Source organism: Serratia sp. HNCC26DJ206 (assembly GCF_057180605.1).
Map to the genome: position 1 here is coordinate 46,716 of NZ_JBXUGP010000024.1, position 16,990 is coordinate 63,705.

General features: G+C 52.3%; 20 protein-coding genes and 1 pseudogene. 9 read left to right on the forward strand and 12 right to left on the reverse strand.

The features are described 5' to 3' along the window. Nucleotides 1-22: 22 nt before the first annotated feature. From hflD to rluE, 4 genes are all read right to left on the reverse strand, one after another. The gene (gene hflD / locus AC2A1E_RS16635; RefSeq protein ID WP_484384667.1) at nucleotides 23-649 is read right to left on the reverse strand and encodes a high frequency lysogenization protein HflD; all 627 of its coding nucleotides are present in this window, start codon (nucleotides 647-649) and stop codon (nucleotides 23-25) included. A gap of 2 nt (nucleotides 650-651) precedes the next feature. After that, a complete protein-coding gene (mnmA, locus tag AC2A1E_RS16640; protein ID WP_484384668.1) occupies nucleotides 652-1,755 on the reverse strand; it encodes a tRNA 2-thiouridine(34) synthase MnmA in 1,104 nt (367 codons plus the stop codon). A gap of 105 nt (nucleotides 1,756-1,860) precedes the next feature. Next, nucleotides 1,861-2,307: an NUDIX hydrolase gene (locus AC2A1E_RS16645; protein WP_484384669.1), complete on the reverse strand. Its 447-nt coding sequence runs from the start codon at nucleotides 2,305-2,307 to the stop codon at nucleotides 1,861-1,863. A gap of 17 nt (nucleotides 2,308-2,324) precedes the next feature. Continuing rightward, nucleotides 2,325-2,951: a 23S rRNA pseudouridine(2457) synthase RluE gene (gene rluE, locus AC2A1E_RS16650; protein WP_484384670.1), complete on the reverse strand. Its 627-nt coding sequence runs from the start codon at nucleotides 2,949-2,951 to the stop codon at nucleotides 2,325-2,327. 139 nt (nucleotides 2,952-3,090) lie between these two features. Here rluE and icd point away from each other — a divergent pair, with 139 nt between their 5' ends. From icd to AC2A1E_RS16670, 4 genes are all read left to right on the forward strand, one after another. After that, on the forward strand, nucleotides 3,091-4,344 hold the full coding sequence (gene icd, locus AC2A1E_RS16655) for an NADP-dependent isocitrate dehydrogenase (protein ID WP_459398757.1): 1,254 nt from the start codon (nucleotides 3,091-3,093) through the stop codon (nucleotides 4,342-4,344). 129 nt (nucleotides 4,345-4,473) lie between these two features. Next, nucleotides 4,474-4,728 (forward strand): Ig-like domain-containing protein, encoded by a 255-nt coding sequence (locus tag AC2A1E_RS16660; protein ID WP_484384707.1) that lies wholly within the window; start codon nucleotides 4,474-4,476, stop codon nucleotides 4,726-4,728. Further along, nucleotides 4,655-4,816: a phage tail assembly chaperone gene (locus AC2A1E_RS16665; protein ID WP_484384671.1), complete on the forward strand. Its 162-nt coding sequence runs from the start codon at nucleotides 4,655-4,657 to the stop codon at nucleotides 4,814-4,816. The genes AC2A1E_RS16660 and AC2A1E_RS16665 overlap by 74 nt, the downstream gene beginning before the upstream one ends. A 79-nt stretch (nucleotides 4,817-4,895) precedes the next feature. Next, on the forward strand, nucleotides 4,896-5,111 hold the full coding sequence (locus AC2A1E_RS16670) for a hypothetical protein (protein ID WP_484384672.1): 216 nt from the start codon (nucleotides 4,896-4,898) through the stop codon (nucleotides 5,109-5,111). Between the two features lie 85 nt (nucleotides 5,112-5,196). Here AC2A1E_RS16670 and AC2A1E_RS16675 read toward each other — a convergent pair. After that, a pseudogene (locus AC2A1E_RS16675) lies at nucleotides 5,197-5,646 on the reverse strand (transposase); the annotation flags it as partial. 257 nt (nucleotides 5,647-5,903) lie between these two features. Between AC2A1E_RS16675 and AC2A1E_RS16680 the strand changes: the two are divergent. Both AC2A1E_RS16680 and AC2A1E_RS16685 read left to right on the forward strand, forming a co-directional pair. Next, nucleotides 5,904-6,149, forward strand: a complete 246-nt coding sequence (locus AC2A1E_RS16680; RefSeq protein ID WP_484384673.1) for a type II toxin-antitoxin system RelE family toxin — start codon at nucleotides 5,904-5,906, stop codon at nucleotides 6,147-6,149. Nucleotides 6,150-6,211: 62 nt separating this feature from the next. Further along, the gene (locus AC2A1E_RS16685; protein ID WP_484384674.1) at nucleotides 6,212-6,571 is read left to right on the forward strand and encodes a helix-turn-helix domain-containing protein; all 360 of its coding nucleotides are present in this window, start codon (nucleotides 6,212-6,214) and stop codon (nucleotides 6,569-6,571) included. A 76-nt stretch (nucleotides 6,572-6,647) separates the two neighbouring features. Here AC2A1E_RS16685 and AC2A1E_RS16690 read toward each other — a convergent pair whose 3' ends face one another. The 7 genes from AC2A1E_RS16690 to puuD all read right to left on the reverse strand — a co-directional run bounded on the left by AC2A1E_RS16690 (nucleotide 6,648) and on the right by puuD (nucleotide 12,847). After that, nucleotides 6,648-6,761, reverse strand: a complete 114-nt coding sequence (locus AC2A1E_RS16690; protein WP_484384708.1) for a YebO family protein — start codon at nucleotides 6,759-6,761, stop codon at nucleotides 6,648-6,650. Between the two features lie 131 nt (nucleotides 6,762-6,892). Next, the gene (locus AC2A1E_RS16695; RefSeq protein WP_484384675.1) at nucleotides 6,893-7,303 is read right to left on the reverse strand and encodes a hypothetical protein; all 411 of its coding nucleotides are present in this window, start codon (nucleotides 7,301-7,303) and stop codon (nucleotides 6,893-6,895) included. Nucleotides 7,304-8,183: 880 nt separating this feature from the next. Then, nucleotides 8,184-8,597 (reverse strand): YnfU family zinc-binding protein, encoded by a 414-nt coding sequence (locus tag AC2A1E_RS16700; protein ID WP_484384676.1) that lies wholly within the window; start codon nucleotides 8,595-8,597, stop codon nucleotides 8,184-8,186. A 131-nt stretch (nucleotides 8,598-8,728) separates the two neighbouring features. Beyond that, on the reverse strand, nucleotides 8,729-10,009 hold the full coding sequence (locus AC2A1E_RS16705; RefSeq protein ID WP_484384677.1) for an NAD(P)/FAD-dependent oxidoreductase: 1,281 nt from the start codon (nucleotides 10,007-10,009) through the stop codon (nucleotides 8,729-8,731). A 10-nt stretch (nucleotides 10,010-10,019) separates the two neighbouring features. Next, entirely contained in the window at nucleotides 10,020-11,516 is a 1,497-nt protein-coding gene (puuC, locus tag AC2A1E_RS16710; protein WP_484384678.1) for an aldehyde dehydrogenase PuuC, read from the reverse strand. Nucleotides 11,517-11,531: 15 nt separating this feature from the next. Beyond that, nucleotides 11,532-12,089 (reverse strand): HTH-type transcriptional regulator PuuR, encoded by a 558-nt coding sequence (gene puuR / locus AC2A1E_RS16715; RefSeq protein ID WP_459398699.1) that lies wholly within the window; start codon nucleotides 12,087-12,089, stop codon nucleotides 11,532-11,534. Next, the gene (puuD, locus tag AC2A1E_RS16720) at nucleotides 12,086-12,847 is read right to left on the reverse strand and encodes a gamma-glutamyl-gamma-aminobutyrate hydrolase (protein WP_484384679.1); all 762 of its coding nucleotides are present in this window, start codon (nucleotides 12,845-12,847) and stop codon (nucleotides 12,086-12,088) included. Before puuD ends, puuR begins: the two co-directional genes overlap by 4 nt. Nucleotides 12,848-13,084: 237 nt before the next feature. Between puuD and AC2A1E_RS16725 the strand changes: the two genes are divergently transcribed. The 3 genes from AC2A1E_RS16725 (at nucleotide 13,085) to yddG (ending at nucleotide 16,986) form a co-directional block, all read left to right on the forward strand. After that, nucleotides 13,085-14,503, forward strand: coding sequence for a glutamine synthetase family protein (locus AC2A1E_RS16725; RefSeq protein ID WP_484384680.1), 1,419 nt, complete (start codon nucleotides 13,085-13,087; stop codon nucleotides 14,501-14,503). Between the two features lie 128 nt (nucleotides 14,504-14,631). Beyond that, nucleotides 14,632-16,002, forward strand: a complete 1,371-nt coding sequence (locus AC2A1E_RS16730) for an APC family permease (protein WP_473191256.1) — start codon at nucleotides 14,632-14,634, stop codon at nucleotides 16,000-16,002. Nucleotides 16,003-16,092: 90 nt separating this feature from the next. Beyond that, nucleotides 16,093-16,986: an aromatic amino acid DMT transporter YddG gene (yddG, locus tag AC2A1E_RS16735; RefSeq protein WP_484384681.1), complete on the forward strand. Its 894-nt coding sequence runs from the start codon at nucleotides 16,093-16,095 to the stop codon at nucleotides 16,984-16,986. The last annotated feature ends 4 nt before the right edge of the window (nucleotides 16,987-16,990 follow it).

Sequence of the window (16,990 nt, forward strand, 5' to 3'; positions counted from 1 at the left end):
CGGTAGCAACTCCTGGGATCGATTAACAATGAGCAACGATATTTTGCGCCTGTTTGAACAGACGATTACGGGAAAACATTAATTGCAGGCGGCTGCCGCCAACCTGTTGCCACAGCACCGCAGCACGAATGCCTGCGAGCAGCGTGGCGCGCACCTTGGCCTGCACCTGCGAATTTTGCAGGATAGCCGGTGAGCCGGTCACCTGAATACGCGGCCCCAGCGGTGCAACCACGTCGACATAAATACCGGCCAACGCGCTGATAATGGTGTCTGACTCCAGCTCAAAATGCGCCAGTTGGCGCTCTAACTGGCTCAGGCGATCGCCGAGGGTATTCATCGCCGATTTGTTGGCATTCAGCTTACGCTCCAGCACCATCAGGCTGATGGTGTAACGGGTTAGCTCGGCAGCCGGGCCTTTATTGTTGGCATTGAGCACGCCCATTAGCGTCTCAAGGCCCATTTTCAGGTTACGCTCTTCGCCACCGAATACCGCCAGCGTAGAAGGGGGATCCATCTGCAACAGGCTGCTCAGCGAAGTGTGAAACGCTTCGCGATCGGCTTGCCCTTCGTGCGCCAGTTGCTGTACCAAGCGCGCTGACTGGCTGATTCCAGCCATTGCCAACGTGATGTCGTAATAATTCTTCGCCACGATTACTCCTGTAAGCGTTGTTCGATAATGCCGCCGCCCAGGCAAATATCGCCGAGATAGAACACGGCGGATTGGCCTGGGGTCACGGCAGCCACCGGTTCGTCGAAGCGTACTTCAATACGCTCTGCGTCGATCGGTGTTACGGTGCAAGGAATGTCTTGCTGGCGATAACGGGTTTTCACCGTGCAACGCAGGGTTGCCGTCAGTGGCTGACGATCGACCCAGTGCAGCTGTTGTGCGATCAGGCCAGTGGACATCAGGCGCGGATGATCGTGGCCCTGGGCAACGATCAGAATATTGTTGGCAACGTCTTTATCCACCACATACCACGGGTCTTCGCTGCTGTCTTTCATCCCGCCAATGCCCAGCCCTTTACGCTGGCCGAGGGTGTGATACATCAACCCCTGGTGTTCACCGATGGTCTGGCCGTCAACGCTGACGATCGGGCCGGGTTGCGCAGGCAGGTAGCGGCCGAGGAAGTCGCGGAATTTACGTTCGCCAATAAAACAGATACCGGTGGAATCTTTTTTCTTGGCGGTGACCAGCTCCAGTTGTTCCGCGATGCGGCGAACTTCCGGTTTTTCCAGCTCACCCACCGGAAACAGGCTTTGTGCGACCTGCTTGTGGCTGAGGGTATAGAGGAAATAGCTCTGGTCTTTGTTGCCATCGATGCCGCGCAGCAGGCGGCTTTTACCGTCAACGTCCTGGCGGCGCACATAGTGGCCGGTAGCGATGTAATCTGCCCCCAGATCTTCTGCGGCAAATTCCAGGAACGCTTTGAATTTGATCTCTTTATTACACAGGATGTCCGGGTTTGGCGTGCGACCCGCTTTATATTCTTCGAGGAACAGTTCGAACACGTTATCCCAGTATTCGGCGGCGAAGTTCACCGTGTGCAGCTCAATGCCAAGTTTGTCGCAAACCGCTTGCGCATCGGCCAAATCGGTGGCGGCTGAACAGTATTCCTCGTCATCGTCCTCTTCCCAGTTCTTCATAAACAGCCCAGCGACCTGATAGCCCTGTTGCTGTAACAGATAGGCAGTAACGGAAGAGTCGACACCGCCGGACATCCCGACGATTACTTTTTTCTGGCTGTTGTCTGACATGGGGATCTCACGAACTTGAACACATGACTGTGTGATAAAAAACAAGCGCAGTACTTTACCATGTTGGCCGCCTGCGCGCACGGCACTTATATGTTGTCTATGCCGTCAAAATGGCCAGTTGAAGCTGGCGACCAGTGATAAAGGATAACGCTCCGGCTGCTGATAACAGCGAATGCTCTCGGCAACCAGCGGGGAACGCAGGTTGCTGGCGGAGAAAATCTCTTCGGCGGTCAGCCACAGGCAACGATCGATATCGCTGTCGTGCGGCTCGGTGGGCAACGGGCTTTCCAGTTCAATCACAAAGCTGAAGCGCAGAAACGGCGTGCTGTCCGGCGCGATCCACTGATGCATGCGCAGGAACGCCTGCGGTGTGGCGCGAATGCCCGTTTCTTCCCACAGCTCGCGCTCGGCGGCCTGGATCAGCGTTTCATCCGCCTCCAAATGACCTGCCGGCTGATTCCACAAGGCTTTGTGATTGATGGTTTCTTCGACGATCAAAAATTTACCGGCGGCATGAACCACGCAGGCAACGGTAACGTGTGGCTTGAACATGGTGGTTCCTCTAGCGGTTACAGCGAATCAAGAGATTGCCATTCACCGGGTTGCAATGTACCCAAGGAAAGGTTTCCCATACTGTAGCGAATCAAGCGTAGGGTAGGGAAGCCGATATGCGCCGTCATGCGTCGCACCTGGCGGTTACGGCCTTCATACAAGGTGATTTTCAACCAGCAGGTCGATATGGATTTGCGCTCGCGGATTGGCGGGTTGCGTGGCCATAACCACTGAGGTTCCTCCACAAGCTCCACGCCAGCGGGCAACGTTGGGCCATCTTTTAACGTCACGCCTGTGCGCAATTGCGCCAAATCGCTGTCCTGCGGTTCGCCTTCGACCTGCACGTAATACACTTTACCGGTACGTTTACCCGGTTGTGTCAGCTGTGCCTGCAACTTGCCGTCATTGGTAAGCACCAGTAACCCTTCGCTGTCGCGATCGAGGCGTCCGGCCGCATAGACGTCGGTAAAGGGAATGAACGCTTTCAGCGTGGTACGCCCGGCTTCGTCGGTAAACTGCGGCAATACATCAAAAGGTTTGTTGAATAACACGATTCGACGCGGCCCCTGCGGCGCTGCGCGAGCGGCGGGTTTAGCTGGGCTGAATCGTTTAACTTGGTGATTTTTAACAGGGAATTTATTCATAGTCGTTGATATTACGGATGATAGGCGCATTATAACCGAATCCGTTTCGGATTGGCGCGGACTGAATATTCAAGTAGTATTGACACGCATCTTACAAAGCATTAACAAAAATTGCGCTTGAAGAATGAAGGAGAGGTTGATGGAAAGCAAAGTAGTTGTTCCGGCAGAAGGTAAAAAGATTACGGTTGATGCCCAGGGTAAACTGGTTGTTCCGCCTAACCCGATCATCCCGTTCATCGAAGGTGACGGTATCGGTGTCGATGTTACCCCTGCTATGATTCACGTGGTTGATGCAGCAGTAAAAAAAGCCTACCACGGCGAACGTAAAATCTCCTGGATGGAGATTTACACTGGTGAGAAATCCACCCACGTTTATGGGAAAGACGTGTGGCTGCCGGACGAAACACTGAGTCTTATCCGTGACTACCGCGTTGCTATCAAAGGCCCGCTGACCACTCCGGTTGGTGGCGGCATCCGCTCCCTGAACGTTGCCCTGCGCCAGCAGCTCGATCTGTACGTGTGCCTGCGCCCGGTGCGTTACTACCAGGGCACGCCAAGCCCGGTAAAACAACCTGAACTGACTGATATGGTGATCTTCCGTGAAAACGCCGAAGACATCTACGCCGGTATCGAATGGAAAGCCGGTTCAGCAGAAGCTGATAAAGTGATCAAATTCCTGCGCGACGAAATGGGCGTGAAGAAAATTCGCTTCCCAGAGCAGTGCGGTATTGGCATCAAGCCATGTTCTGAAGAAGGCACTAAACGCCTGGTACGTGCGGCGATCGAATATGCGATCACCAACGACCGTGATTCTGTGACCCTGGTTCATAAAGGCAACATCATGAAGTTCACCGAAGGTGCCTTCAAAGATTGGGGCTACGAACTGGCGCGTGAAGAGTTTGGTGGTGAACTGATCGACGGTGGCCCATGGCTGAAGATCAAGAACCCGAACACGGGCAAAGAGATCGTGGTTAAAGACGTGATCGCCGATGCATTCTTGCAGCAAATCCTGCTGCGCCCGGCGGAATACGACGTTATCGCCTGTATGAACCTGAACGGTGACTACATTTCTGACGCCCTGGCCGCTCAGGTTGGTGGTATCGGTATCGCCCCTGGTGCCAACATCGGTTCCGACTGTGCGCTGTTTGAAGCTACCCACGGCACTGCACCTAAGTACGCTGGCCAAGATAAAGTGAACCCAGGTTCCATCATCCTGTCCGCTGAGATGATGCTGCGTCATATGGGCTGGTTCGAAGCGGCTGACCTGATTGTTAAGGGCATGGAAGGCGCTATCGCTGCCAAGACCGTGACCTATGACTTCGAACGCCTGATGGAAGGCGCTAAGCTGCTGAAATGTTCAGAGTTTGGCGACGCTATCGTTAAACACATGTAAGTGTGTTTTGGCGCTGAATGATTACGGGAGCTTATGGCTCCCGTATCTTTTTCCCCTACAAAAATTCTTCTGCAAAACCCCTGCAAAACGGTATGAAAAGTGAGCTATTTTCATCCTCCCACATCCTACATGCTGCGCATCAAAGGTAAGCCGGTGCGGATTTATGCCGTAAACATTCCGGTTACTGGCGTGACTTTGGATAAGGCCACAACCTCTTTGGCTCTCGGTACCAGTCTCACGTTAACCCCAGCGATCGCACCAGCCTCAGCGACCAATCGTGGGTTAACGTGGACATCCTCTGCGCCGGGTAATGTCATGGTATCCAATAAAGGCGTTGGCCTCGGCCCCAATGGCGGGATTTCGCACCAAAACCGTCACAGTTGAGGAATGGGAGGGGGCCGCAGTGATTTTGCGCGAGTCCTCTCCGGAAAGTTGGGGGCTCTGGCTGATTAACTTACTACGCTATGCGTAGGTAGGTAAGTTTGTAGGGTTTTGCCAATCAGTTGATCTCTGCTACGATATTCTCACACCAAATAAAGAAAGGGGATTTTATGTATTACGGGGATTCAAGTGAGTTTGCCGTTGCATTTTTATATTTTGTAATTTCATCATTTATTATCTTTTTCATAATTAGATATGCAGTTATGGCTAAGCAAATAATAATGGAATTAAAGAGTATTAACGAAAGTCAAGAAAAACAGTTGAAAATAATGTCTGCAATTCTTGATGATTACTTAACTAGAAAGTCAGAGCAAAGACGTGAATGAATGCTTCATGTTCATTGTAGTGATTTCCTAATATTAATTTTGCTATAAATGAACTAATTTACTCTGGTAAGAAAGCAAGTGTTAATTAACAGCCCGCCGCGTGCGCTGAGGGATCCCCATAAACCAGCACCATATTTCGGTATGTTCTGGCGAGGTGATTAAGAACGGTGCTCAGCACCGTTCGCCTTAAAATTAGCGGGGAGTGTCGTAAGACATTCTCCGCTAACGTCAGATACGAGATAACACGCCGTGATTTAATGCTGTTGGCCTGACACCTCAAATGGAGTCCTTTTTTTTCAGTATGATAGCCAATAAGCCACAGGACTATTGTGATCAACGTTGCCAGCAGGCTCAGGACCAGCATTCTTCCCGCTGAACGACTGTAACTGGCATGCAGACCGAACCCGAAGCGTTCGCTTTTCTCATCCCGGAAGTTCTGCTCGATCTGCATTCGACGACTGTACAACTTCATGATTTCACGTGGTTTGAGGTCATCTGTACTGCTGAAGAGCAGCCACGACTCTTTTGCTGCTTTACGGGCATCACTGATCTGTGATTTATGCAGGATCCAACACCTGCTGTGCGTAACTACCCTCTGGTCCAGGTGAAAGCTTTTATTGCCATATTCTCTCCGGGTATAAAAAAACGCACTTAGACGGTTCAAGGTTTAACTGCGATGAAATCGTATTTAAATCGCATTTATATTGAGATTTTTGAGATAAAGACTTATTATCTAATCATCCAAAGCGGATAGCTCTTCAACAAAAATGGGGAAACGATGGCTACGGTTCAGTGGACGAAAAAGCACTCAAACAGTTGCTTTCAATCGACATAAGATACCGCAAAATCATCAGTGAGAAGGTTAATCAGCTCGAAACCTTTCCCGCCGTAACGCTAGATATCAAGAAGCTCCAAGTGACTGATAAGCAATACAGGCTAAGGGTCGGGGACTACCGAATAATCTTCGAAATCACTGAGGGTGAACCGGTTATCTGCGAGATTACCGCAGTTAAGCGCAGGTCATCGACAACATACTAAGGCGGGGAAACCTGCCCTTTCCCCTGAGCGCTGCGCCTGAGTTCACACTGGAGTAAACGAAAATGACCGTGCAAATCATCCGTAACGATAAAGGCGAACCACAATATGCTGTGGTGCCATATGACGAATACGAAAACCTGATCAACGCAAAGGATGAATGGGAAGATGTGCCTTATGTGCCATCAAAAAATGATGATGTGACTATCCCTAACGCGGTCGTCAATATCATGGTTAGCCAAGATGTTTCTATCCTGGCTGCCTGGCGTATCTATCGTGACCTGTCTCAGTACGATGTTGCGGAGAAGCTCGGCACAACACAATCAACAGTTTCACAATGGGAGGCGTCAGATCGCCCTCAGAAGCGTACTCGTGAAAAACTGGCTGCGCTGTATGATTGCCAGCCTGAGCAGTTGATCCCGTAACGCCCTATTCACCGATAGCAAAAACCCGCCGAATGGCGGGTTCTAAGAAGATATACTTTTGGTTAACGGACTGAAATTACTTATCATCTTTATGAATAGCGGCGATCAACAGGTCTATCTGAGCGTTTTGCTTTTCGCAGATCGTTTTTAACAACGCAACTTGTTCATTTGCCCTAACAGCAAATCGAATTAATTATCCGTGAAAATGAAATAAAAAAATATAGAATGGCAATAAGGTACGGAGAGGGTGTGAGTATTGAACCAACAACCCAAATATAAAAAAACCGCTTCGGCGGTTTTTTTATCAGGGTAATGTGAATATTATTTGAAGTATTTATCTAGCGGATCGAAGTATCTATATTTCCTGTAGAACGCAAACCAGTAAGCTAACCCCATCAAACTTCCGACAGCAGAAAGTTTAAGGTAGATTATTTTCCGCTGCTCAAGAAAATCAAAGAATGAATATTCACCTTTCCACATATCAGCCAGCGCACCACCAAAAACCAGACCCATAATCATATAAATTAATGGGATAGCAACAGCGTAAGCCGCTGTTAGATAGATCAGTATGAACAGCTTGTGTTTTGTATTGATGTGCATGTAAGTAAAACCGTTGCTTGCAATATTACTGATAATATAACACCCAACCCCTTCAATGTCTGGGGTTTTTTTACAACTTGGGAAGTGCCCCGTCCTGACGTAATCTGTACCAGGATGCGGTTGCGCCAACAATCAAAAACGCACACCGGAACCGATTCCAATCGTCGCACTTGAAACCCCTGAACTGCCACCTGAAACCGAAGCTGAAACGCATCCAGCCAGCATGGCGACTAAAACGGTACATATAATAATCTTCATAAAGCCTCTTTGCATCGGCAGATGGTATACGATCAGTAAAGGTGGTTGACGACATTTGTGCAATAGCGCGGGCAAGAATGTGGGATAACCGAGAGTGCTGACACAATCTGGAGCTGTTTTGCATAAGGTGGAGCTCGTTAAACGTTTTGAAAGATTGTCAGCAGAGTTTAATTCTTTTTTATTGGGTATTTTGCAGTTTATAAAACCAGAAAAAAGAGGTTTTTCCACGCTCGGTTAGAAAATTCTCGGGGAAGATAGATAGCGTGACAGCAGGAAATTCTGACATGGTGCTTGCTGACTTTTGTAGAAAGATGAAGTCACCATTGTTCTAAATTCAATCAACGGTCTTAACAGCGTGAAGTTTCTAACGATCCCATCTGGGTACAGCCAAAGCCCCCCAAGAAGGGAAGTTCGGCTACTTTTGTTCGCATCGAGTATCAAAAAATTTCCGGCTTAGCCCACCAGTGTATAAACCATTCAGCCAGATTGGCGATGTATAAAATACTCAGGATCGTCGCAATGACGAGGAGAGTGGGGATTATATAATGTTTCATAACACTGCCCTGCTTTTAGCGATCCTGACTTCTGCACCGTAGGTTAACTAGGGATTTAACATGGAGCAAGTTGCGCCACGGTGATTTGAGCCTGCGGGGTCAGTGAAAAGCGGCAAACAGCGGGATATGAGGGAATAAAACGCTTGATGAGCGGCAGTGCTGGCAAGATATTTTGACAAAAGACGTTATGAATAATGTCTTTAATTCTCGTTCTTACGGAAATAATGTCCGCAGTGGGGGCAGATCATCGTGATGTTCTTGTTGAGTTTCTGGCGGTTCTGTGGCGAAACTTTAGAACATTTTGGGCAAGTGACATTGGCTGATGATGTATCACTAAACATCTTGAAGGCATCAAGGAGAGACATATCTTTCACCGGGTAGATGTGTGGTGAAGGCAGTGTACTCTGTTCGGTGATCGATAGCTCACTATTGTTTAATGCACAGAGTGAAACCGTGAACTTTGCCGGATTCTGCTGAAATTCAAGGGAATAGTGTTTGCTGGCAACGTAAGGAAAAAAAGCCCCTGCAAAAGTGAGGGGCAAGTGTAACAACACCAGGGAAATCGGTGATTTTTCATCTGCCAGTACTATATGTTTTTTGAGACGATAGTTCATCAAAATATCGATGCAATATTGCATCATAATGATGAGTATTTCCGTATGAAATCGCCTGCAATCATAATTTTGAATAATTATTGATCGTGTTGTCGATTGTTTAATCAAGCTAATGTAAGGTTCTCCGGCGCTTAAACCCCAATCCGATCACGCAGCGTGTAGTAAGCTGCACCAATGGCGGTGAACGGGATTTGCAGATTGCGTCCGCCAAAGAATGGCAGGTGCGGCAATTTGGCAAAGGCGTCAAAGCGTTCGGCATCGCCGCGCATCAATTCTGCAATCAGCTTGCCCGCCAGGTGGGTACAGGTCACGCCGTGACCGCTGTAACCCTGCATATAGTAGATATTATTTTCCAACCGACCGAACTGCGGCATGCGCGACAGCGTCAGCAGGAAATTGCCGGTCCAGCGATAATCAATGCGTACCCCTTTTAGCTGTGGGAAGGTTTTCAGCAGTTTGGGGCGGATAAGATTATCGATATCGTCAGGATCGCGCGCACCGTAAACCACGCCACCGCCGTAAAGCAGGCGGTTATCACCGGTGAGACGGTAATAATCCAGCAGGTAGTTACAGTCTTCCACGCAATAGTTTTGCGGGATCAAAGAGGCTGCGACTTCCGGGGCCAGAGGTTCGGTCGTCACCACCTGGGTGCCGCACGGCATACTGCGCTTGGCTAAACGAGGTTCCAGTTTGTCACCCAAATAGGCGTTACCGGCGACGATGACATAGCGCGCGGTCACTTGCCCGTTGGCGGTGCTGACCAGGGCGGGCTCACCGTGGCGGATGTTGGTCACCGCTGATTGTTCGAAAATCCGGCCACCCTGTTGGCGAATGGCTTCGGCTTCGCCCAACGCCAGGTTGAGCGGATGAATATGGCCACCGCTGCGATCGAGCAATGCGCCGACGTAGCGATCGCTGGCGATCTCCTGGCGGACGCGTTCGCTGTCCAGCAGTTCAAGCTGCGTATTGCCGTAACGCTCCCAGTTTTGTTTCTGCTCGATCAGTGCGTGGTATTGCTTGTTGTTGAGTGCGGCAAAAATACCGCCAGGGCGATAGTCACATTCAATGGCGTAACGTTCGATGCGGCTGCGGATAATGTCGGCCCCTTCAAACATCATGCTGCCCAGCATGCGGGCACTTTCTGCTCCGTAGCGCGCTTCAATCACATCAATGTCGCGGCTGTAGGAGTTGACCAACTGCCCGCCGTTGCGGCCGCTGGCACCGAAACCAATGCGTGCGGATTCCAGCAGCACCACGTTGAAGCCAGCCTCCACCAAGAACAGCGCTGAAGACAGGCCGGTATAGCCGCCACCAACGATACAAACGTCACATTCGATCGATTCATTCAACTGCGGATAAGGCTGATGGGGATTGGCCGTCGCAGCATAATAACTCTTTACGTGTTCAGTCATGATTCGGTCCTTATTCCAGAGAAATCCAGGTGGTTTTCAGTTCGGTAAATTTATCCAGCGCATGCAGTGACTTGTCGCGTCCGTTGCCACTTTGCTTGTAGCCGCCGAAGGGCACGGTCATATCGCCGTCGTTGTAGTTGTTAACGAACACAGTACCCGCTTTCAACTGGCGTGCCATGCGGTGTGCGCGGGAGAGATCGCGCGTCCAGACGGCAGCGCCCAGCCCATATTCGCTGTCATTAGCCAGCGCTAGCGCCTGCTGTTCACCGTTGAAGGTGGTTACTGCCAGCACCGGGCCGAAAATTTCGTCGCGCGCTACGCTCATGGCGTTGTCCACTTGGGTAAGAATGGTCGGGCCGAGATAGCTTGGCTGGTGGCCTTGAGAGTGCTCGCGGCCATCAAGGAACAGAGCGGCTCCTTGCTCCAGCCCCTGCTCAATATAGCCAACTACCTTTTCGCAGTGGCCATGGTCGATCAGCGTCCCCATAATGGTCTGCGGATCGAGCGGGTTACCGGGCTCGAAGGCCGCTGCATGCTTGCGCAGCGCCTGGAGGAATTCCTGCTGGATGCTTTCTTCCACCAGCAAACGCGTACCGGCAATGCACACCTGGCCTTGGTTGTAGAAGATACCGGCGGCGGTACCCTGTGCGGCTTTATCCAGGTTCGGGCAGTCGGCGAAGATGATGTTGGCACTTTTGCCGCCAGCCTCCAGCCAGACGCGCTTCATGTTGGATTCACCGGCATATTTCATCAGTTGCTTCGCTACCTGAGTGGAGCCGGTGAAGGCGAGGGCATCGACGTCATGGTGCAGCGCCAGCGCTTTCCCGGCATCATGACCATAACCTGGCACGATATTCAGCACGCCGTCCGGCAGCCCGGCCTGTTGTGCTAAAGCACCCAGATAGACCGCCGTCAGCGGTGATTTTTCGGAAGGTTTCAGCACCACGCTGTTACCGGCCGCCAGCGCAGGGCCGAGCTTCCAGCAGGCCAGCAATAGCGGGAAGTTCCAGGGCACTATGGCACCGACTACGCCGATCGGCTCCCGCTGGATCAGCGCCAACGCATCGTTGCCGGTGGGGGCGATTTCGCCATAGACTTTATCAATGGCTTCCGCATACCAGCGGATGCAGCGAATGGCACCGGGAACGTCATCACGCAGGCTGTGGCGGATCGGTTTACCGGTATCCAGCGTTTCCAGCAGCGCCAACTGTTCATGGTGTTCTTCCATCAGCACCGCCAGCTTCAGCAGCGTGGTTTTACGCTGGCCGGGGCTCGCCTGCGACCAGTCACCGCGTTCGAATACTTCACGTGCGGCTTGCACTGCCAGATCGATATCCGCCTGGTCGCCGCGCGCCATTTGCACCAGTTCACGCTGAGCGGCAGGATCTTCCACGGTGAAAGTTTCGCCTGCGGCGGCCGGTTGGTAACGGCCATTGATAAACAGCCGGTTCTCAATCTTCAGGGTCTGTGCCCGTTGTTGCCAATACTGTAGATGGTGGAAATCCATACCTTGCTCCGTTAATCAGAAGGTGGTCGGCGTGTGGGCGCTGATAATCCGGCAAACCCGTGCCGACGTGTTGCTGAAACTGTGGGGAATACCGGTATTGATGGTGTAGCTCTGGCCTGCTTGCAGGTGATAGGTCTGCCCATTCACCTGTAGCATGACTTCACCTTCCAGCAGAGTGCCGATCTCTTCCCCCTGATGTTTGAGGCGTTCGCCGGTGGTGGTCCCCGGTTCATAGGTTTCGATCATCATCGCCAGCGTGCGCTCGGGGTCACCGTTATGGATCAGTTTCATCGAAACCCCTTGGCTGCCGATTTCAATCAGATCTTCATGATTGATGACGATCCGTGGTTCATCCGGTTGCTCCGGCTCGGCGAAAAAAGCCGATAGTGACAGCCCATACACCGTCAGTAATTTTTGCAGCGTACTGATGGCCGGGCTGACTTTGTCCTGTTCAATGGTGCTGATAGCGCTGTGCGTTAATCCAGACAGTTCGGCAACCCGGCGCTGCGACAAGCCTAATTGCTGGCGGATCTGCGACAAGCGTTTCCCCGGTGCCAAGCTGACATCGCTCATAGGCGTTTTTCCTTCTGATAATTCTGGCAAGCGGTAATGAATCCATCAAATAGCAGGCGGGATAGCGCATATTCATCACTGTTCCATTCCGGGTGCCACTGCACGCCCAGCGCAAACGGCTGATCGCGGATGCTGATGGCTTCCACCAGCCCATCGGCGGCATGCGCCTCAATGCGCACGCTGGGGCCGAGCGTTTTAGCCCCTTGGCCGTGCAGTGAGTTCACCCAGAATTTGTTGCAATCCGGCAGCAACTGCGCCAGCAAGCCACCATCCTGAACAATCACCTCATGCGCGGGAGCATATTGCTGTTCCAGCGGCAGATCGTGATCTTCCCGGTGCTCAAGCAGTTCAGGTAATTCATACAGGCGGCGATGCAGGGTGCCTTGGGTGGCGACCACCATTTCCTGCATACCGCGGCAAATGGCGAAAAGGGGAATGCGCCTGTTGAGCGCCAGGCGGAGCAGCGCCAGGCTCAATTCATCTCGCCCAGGATCGGCGTCAGGCTCATCGCCGTTTTCACCATAAAGGTGCGGCTGCACATTACTGGGGCTGCCCGGCAGCAGGATGCCGTCGAGGTGTGGCAGTAATTCTTCCAGCATATCCGGCTCTGCCAGCGCGTGTGGCAAGGCGACAGGTAACCCGCCGGCGGCCAAAACCGCATTCAGGTACTTTTCTTGCAAGGTCTGTGTGAGGTGTTGGTTTAACCTATACCTGCACATCACAACGCCGATGATTGGTCTGTTAAATATATTGCCCATACTATCCCCTTGATGTGTTCGAAATTATGACCGTTATGCCAAAATATCGCCTTTTTTGTTCAATATTGACTAAATCTAGCAGCGGAGTGGCCAATATTCAAACCAAAAGTAACACTTGCAAAACAATTTTGTTGCATCTATGTTTCATTGGTGGACATTATATTGAGCAAGATGGTCAATAAACATCGAAAGCAATAAGTGTGAGAACCACAGACCAAACACAACGACGGGTGAATCATGCAAACCAACATCGTAGAAGTGGAAAACTTTGTGCAGCACAATGAAGAAAGGCGAAGTAGCGCGTTCCAGCGCGAAGTGAAGAAGTATCTGGAACGTTATCCGTTAACCCAGCATATCGATGTTTTACTGACCGATCTCAACGGCAGCTTCCGTGGTAAACGTATCCCGGTTGCTGGCTTGGGCAAATTGGAGAAAGGCTGTTACTTCCCGGCCTCGGTGTTTGCAATGGACATTCTGGGCAACGTGGTGGAAGAGGCCGGGTTAGGGCAAGAGCTGGGTGAGCCGGATCACATCTGTGTCCCGGTCGCTGGCACCCTGATGCCGTCGGCGGCCGATCCGGAATATATCGGGCAGGTACTGCTCACCATGCTGGATGAAGATGGTACTCCCTTTGACGTTGAACCGCGTAATGTGCTGAACCAGCTGTGGCAGCGTTTGCGTCAGCGCGGGTTATCCCCCGTAGTAGCGGTAGAGTTGGAGTTCTATCTCATCGATCGCCAACGCGATTCAGAAGGTTACCTGCAACCGCCATGCGCGCCCGGCACTCAGGAGCGCAACACGCAAAGCCAGGTGTATTCGGTCGATAACCTCAATCACTTTGCCGATGTGCTGAGTGAGATTGATGAACTGGCACGTTTGCAAGGGATCCCGGCAGACGGCGCGGTAGCAGAAGCTTCCCCCGGCCAGTTCGAGATTAACTTGCATCACACCAACGATGTGCTGTTGGCTTGCGATCACGCGCTGGCGCTGAAACGCCTGGTGCGCATGGTGGCAGAGAAGCACAACATCCAGGCCACCTTTATGGCCAAGCCTTATGAAGAGCACGCGGGCAGCGGTATGCATGTGCATATCAGCATGCTGGACAATCAAGGCAACAACGTGTTTGCCGACGACGATGGTGAAGACTCCGGGCTGCTAAAACAGGTGCTGGCGGGGATGATCGCCCTGATGCCTGCGTCTATGGCGCTGCTGGCACCCAATGTGAATGCCTACCGCCGTTTCCAACCCGGCATGTATGTGCCGACGCAGGCTTCTTGGGGTCACAACAACCGCACCGTTGCACTACGCATTCCTTGCGGCGATCGCGACAGCCATCGCGTGGAGTACCGCGTGGCGGGGGCTGATGCCAACCCTTATCTGGTGATGGCCGCGATATTGGCCGGGATGGTGTACGGCCTCGACACCTCATTACCGCTGCTTGAACCTGTGACCGGTAACGGATTAGAGCAGGAAGGTTTACCGTTCCCCATTCGCCAGAGCGATGCGTTGTATGAATTCGAACACCAGCCGGTGCTGAATGCGCTGCTGGGGGAGAGATTCAGCCATGTCTATCTGGCCTGCAAGACCGATGAACTGGTGCAGTTTGAACGACTGATCACCGAAACCGAAATCGAGTGGATGCTGAAAAACGCCTGAGGCGTTCAGCCTGATCCCACCGCGCGCCCGGCGTATTCCCGCGGGTTCCCTGTGGCCCGGCGAAGCCGTGCGCAGCGGTGACTATTTTCTTCCAACTTGGCGTACAGGACGCCGGCGAGGAATAACCCATGACGATAAGTGCCATCGACCGTAATGGCGCGGGCAAACCGCAACTGCGTAAAACATTAAAACTGTGGCAAGTGGTAATGATGGGCCTGGCATACCTGACGCCGATGACGGTGTTTGACACTTTCGGCATTGTTTCTGGCGTAACGGACGGCCACGTTCCGGCCTCCTATCTGCTGGCGCTGGCGGGGGTACTGTTTACCGCCATCAGTTATGGGAAACTGGTGCGCCAGTTTCCCACCTCGGGTTCTGCCTATACCTACGCGCAAAAAGCGATTAACCCGCACGTTGGGTTTCTGGTCGGTTGGTCGTCGTTGCTGGATTATCTGTTCCTGCCGATGATCAATACGCTGCTGGCGAAGATTTACCTCACCGCGCTGTTCCCCGAAGTGCCTCCATGGATCTGGGTAGTGGGTTTTGTGATTATCATGACGGCGATCAACCTGAAAAGCGTCAATGTGGTTGCCAACTTCAACACGCTGTTTGTGCTGGCTCAGGTGGCGATTATTGTAGTATTTATCTTCCTGGTGGTGCATGGCCTGCATAATGGCGAAGGGGTGGGCACGGTCTGGAGCCTGCAACCTTTCGTCAGTGAAAATGCCCATTTGGTGCCGATTATCACCGGTGCGACCATTCTCTGTTTCTCGTTTCTGGGCTTTGATGCCGTTACGACGTTGAGCGAAGAAACGCCGGATGCTGCCAGGGTGATCCCCAAGGCAATCTTCCTCACCGCCTTATACGGCGGGGTGATTTTCATCAGCGTGTCCTTCTTTATTCAGCTGTTTTTCCCCAATATAGAGCGTTTTAAAGAGCCCGATGCGGCGCTGCCAGAAATTGCGCTGTATGTGGGTGGGAAACTGTTCCAGGCGATTTTCCTCTGCACCACCTTTATTAATACGCTGGCCTCCGGTTTGGCTTCTCATGCCAGCGTTTCACGGCTGCTGTATGTGATGGGGCGCGATAACGTGTTCCCGGAAAAATTCTTCGGCTATGTGCATCCGAAATGGCGCACGCCCGCGCTTAACGTGCTGATGGTCGGGCTGGTGGCGCTGTCTGCGCTGTCCTTTGACTTGGTCACTGCTACCGCGTTGATCAACTTTGGTGCGCTGGTGGCGTTTACCTTCGTTAACCTTTCGGTGATCAGCCACTTCTTTATCCGTCAAGGGCGCAATAAAACCTGGAAGGATCGTTTCCACTTCCTGATCCTGCCGCTGGTGGGGGCACTGACCGTCAGCGTTCTGTGGCTGAACCTGGAGAAAAGCTCGCTTACCATGGGGCTGATCTGGGCGGCGCTGGGGTTTGCCTACTTGGTGTACCTCACCCGTCGTTTCCGCCAGCCGCCGCCACAGTTTGAGCGGCAGCCACAGCAGTAATCTTGCAAGGCGGGTGATCCCGCCTTTCTTTTTGCCTTTCAGGCCAGTAGAGTGAAAATCCTAAAAAATCGATGATTGGATCCTACCTTGATGCCTGCCTTATCCGTATCCCATAAAGCAACTCTGTTTGGCCTGCTGGCGATTGTGTTGTGGAGCAGCGTGGTCGGCCTGATCCGCAGCGTCAGCGAAGGCTTGGGGCCGGTAGGCGGTGCGGCGATGATCTACAGTGTGAGCACGTTGTTTTTGCTGATCGTGATGGGTATCCCGAAGCTGCGTGATTTCCCTCGTTCTTACCTGATTATTGGCAGCCTGCTGTTTGTGGCCTACGAGATTTGTCTTTCTCTGTCCCTGGGTTATGCCAGTAACCGCATGCAGGCGATTGAAGTGGGGATGATCAACTATCTGTGGCCCTGTTTTACCGTGTTGATGGCGATCCTGTTCAATGGCCAGAAGGCTACATGGTGGGTGATCCCTGGGCTGCTGCTGTCGCTGTTTGGCATCGGTTGGATCATGAGCGGCGATGGGGGATGGTCCCCGGCGCAAATGCTGGTCAATGTGCGCACTAATCCCCTGAGCTATGGGCTGGCGTTCAGCGGTGCGGTGATCTGGGCGGTCTATTGCAACGTCACCAAGAGGCTCGCCCAGGGCAAAAACGCGGTGGTGCTGTTTATTACGCTGACCGCGCTGGCCCTGTGGCTGCAATATCCGTTCAGTAATGAAAGCGGCATGCATTTCAGCCTGCCGGTTAGCGTGGCATTGCTGTCTGCCGGGATCGCCATGGGGGCTGGCTATGCGGCATGGAATGTCGGGATCTTGCATGGCAACATGACCTTGCTGGCCACGGTTTCTTATTTTACGCCGGTGCTGTCGGCGGTATTTGCCGCCGTGGTTCTCAGCACGTCGCTGACCATTAACTTCTGGCAGGGAGTGGCCATGGTCACTGCCGGTTCGTTGATTTGCTGGCGGGCCACGCGCGCAGGTTAACCTT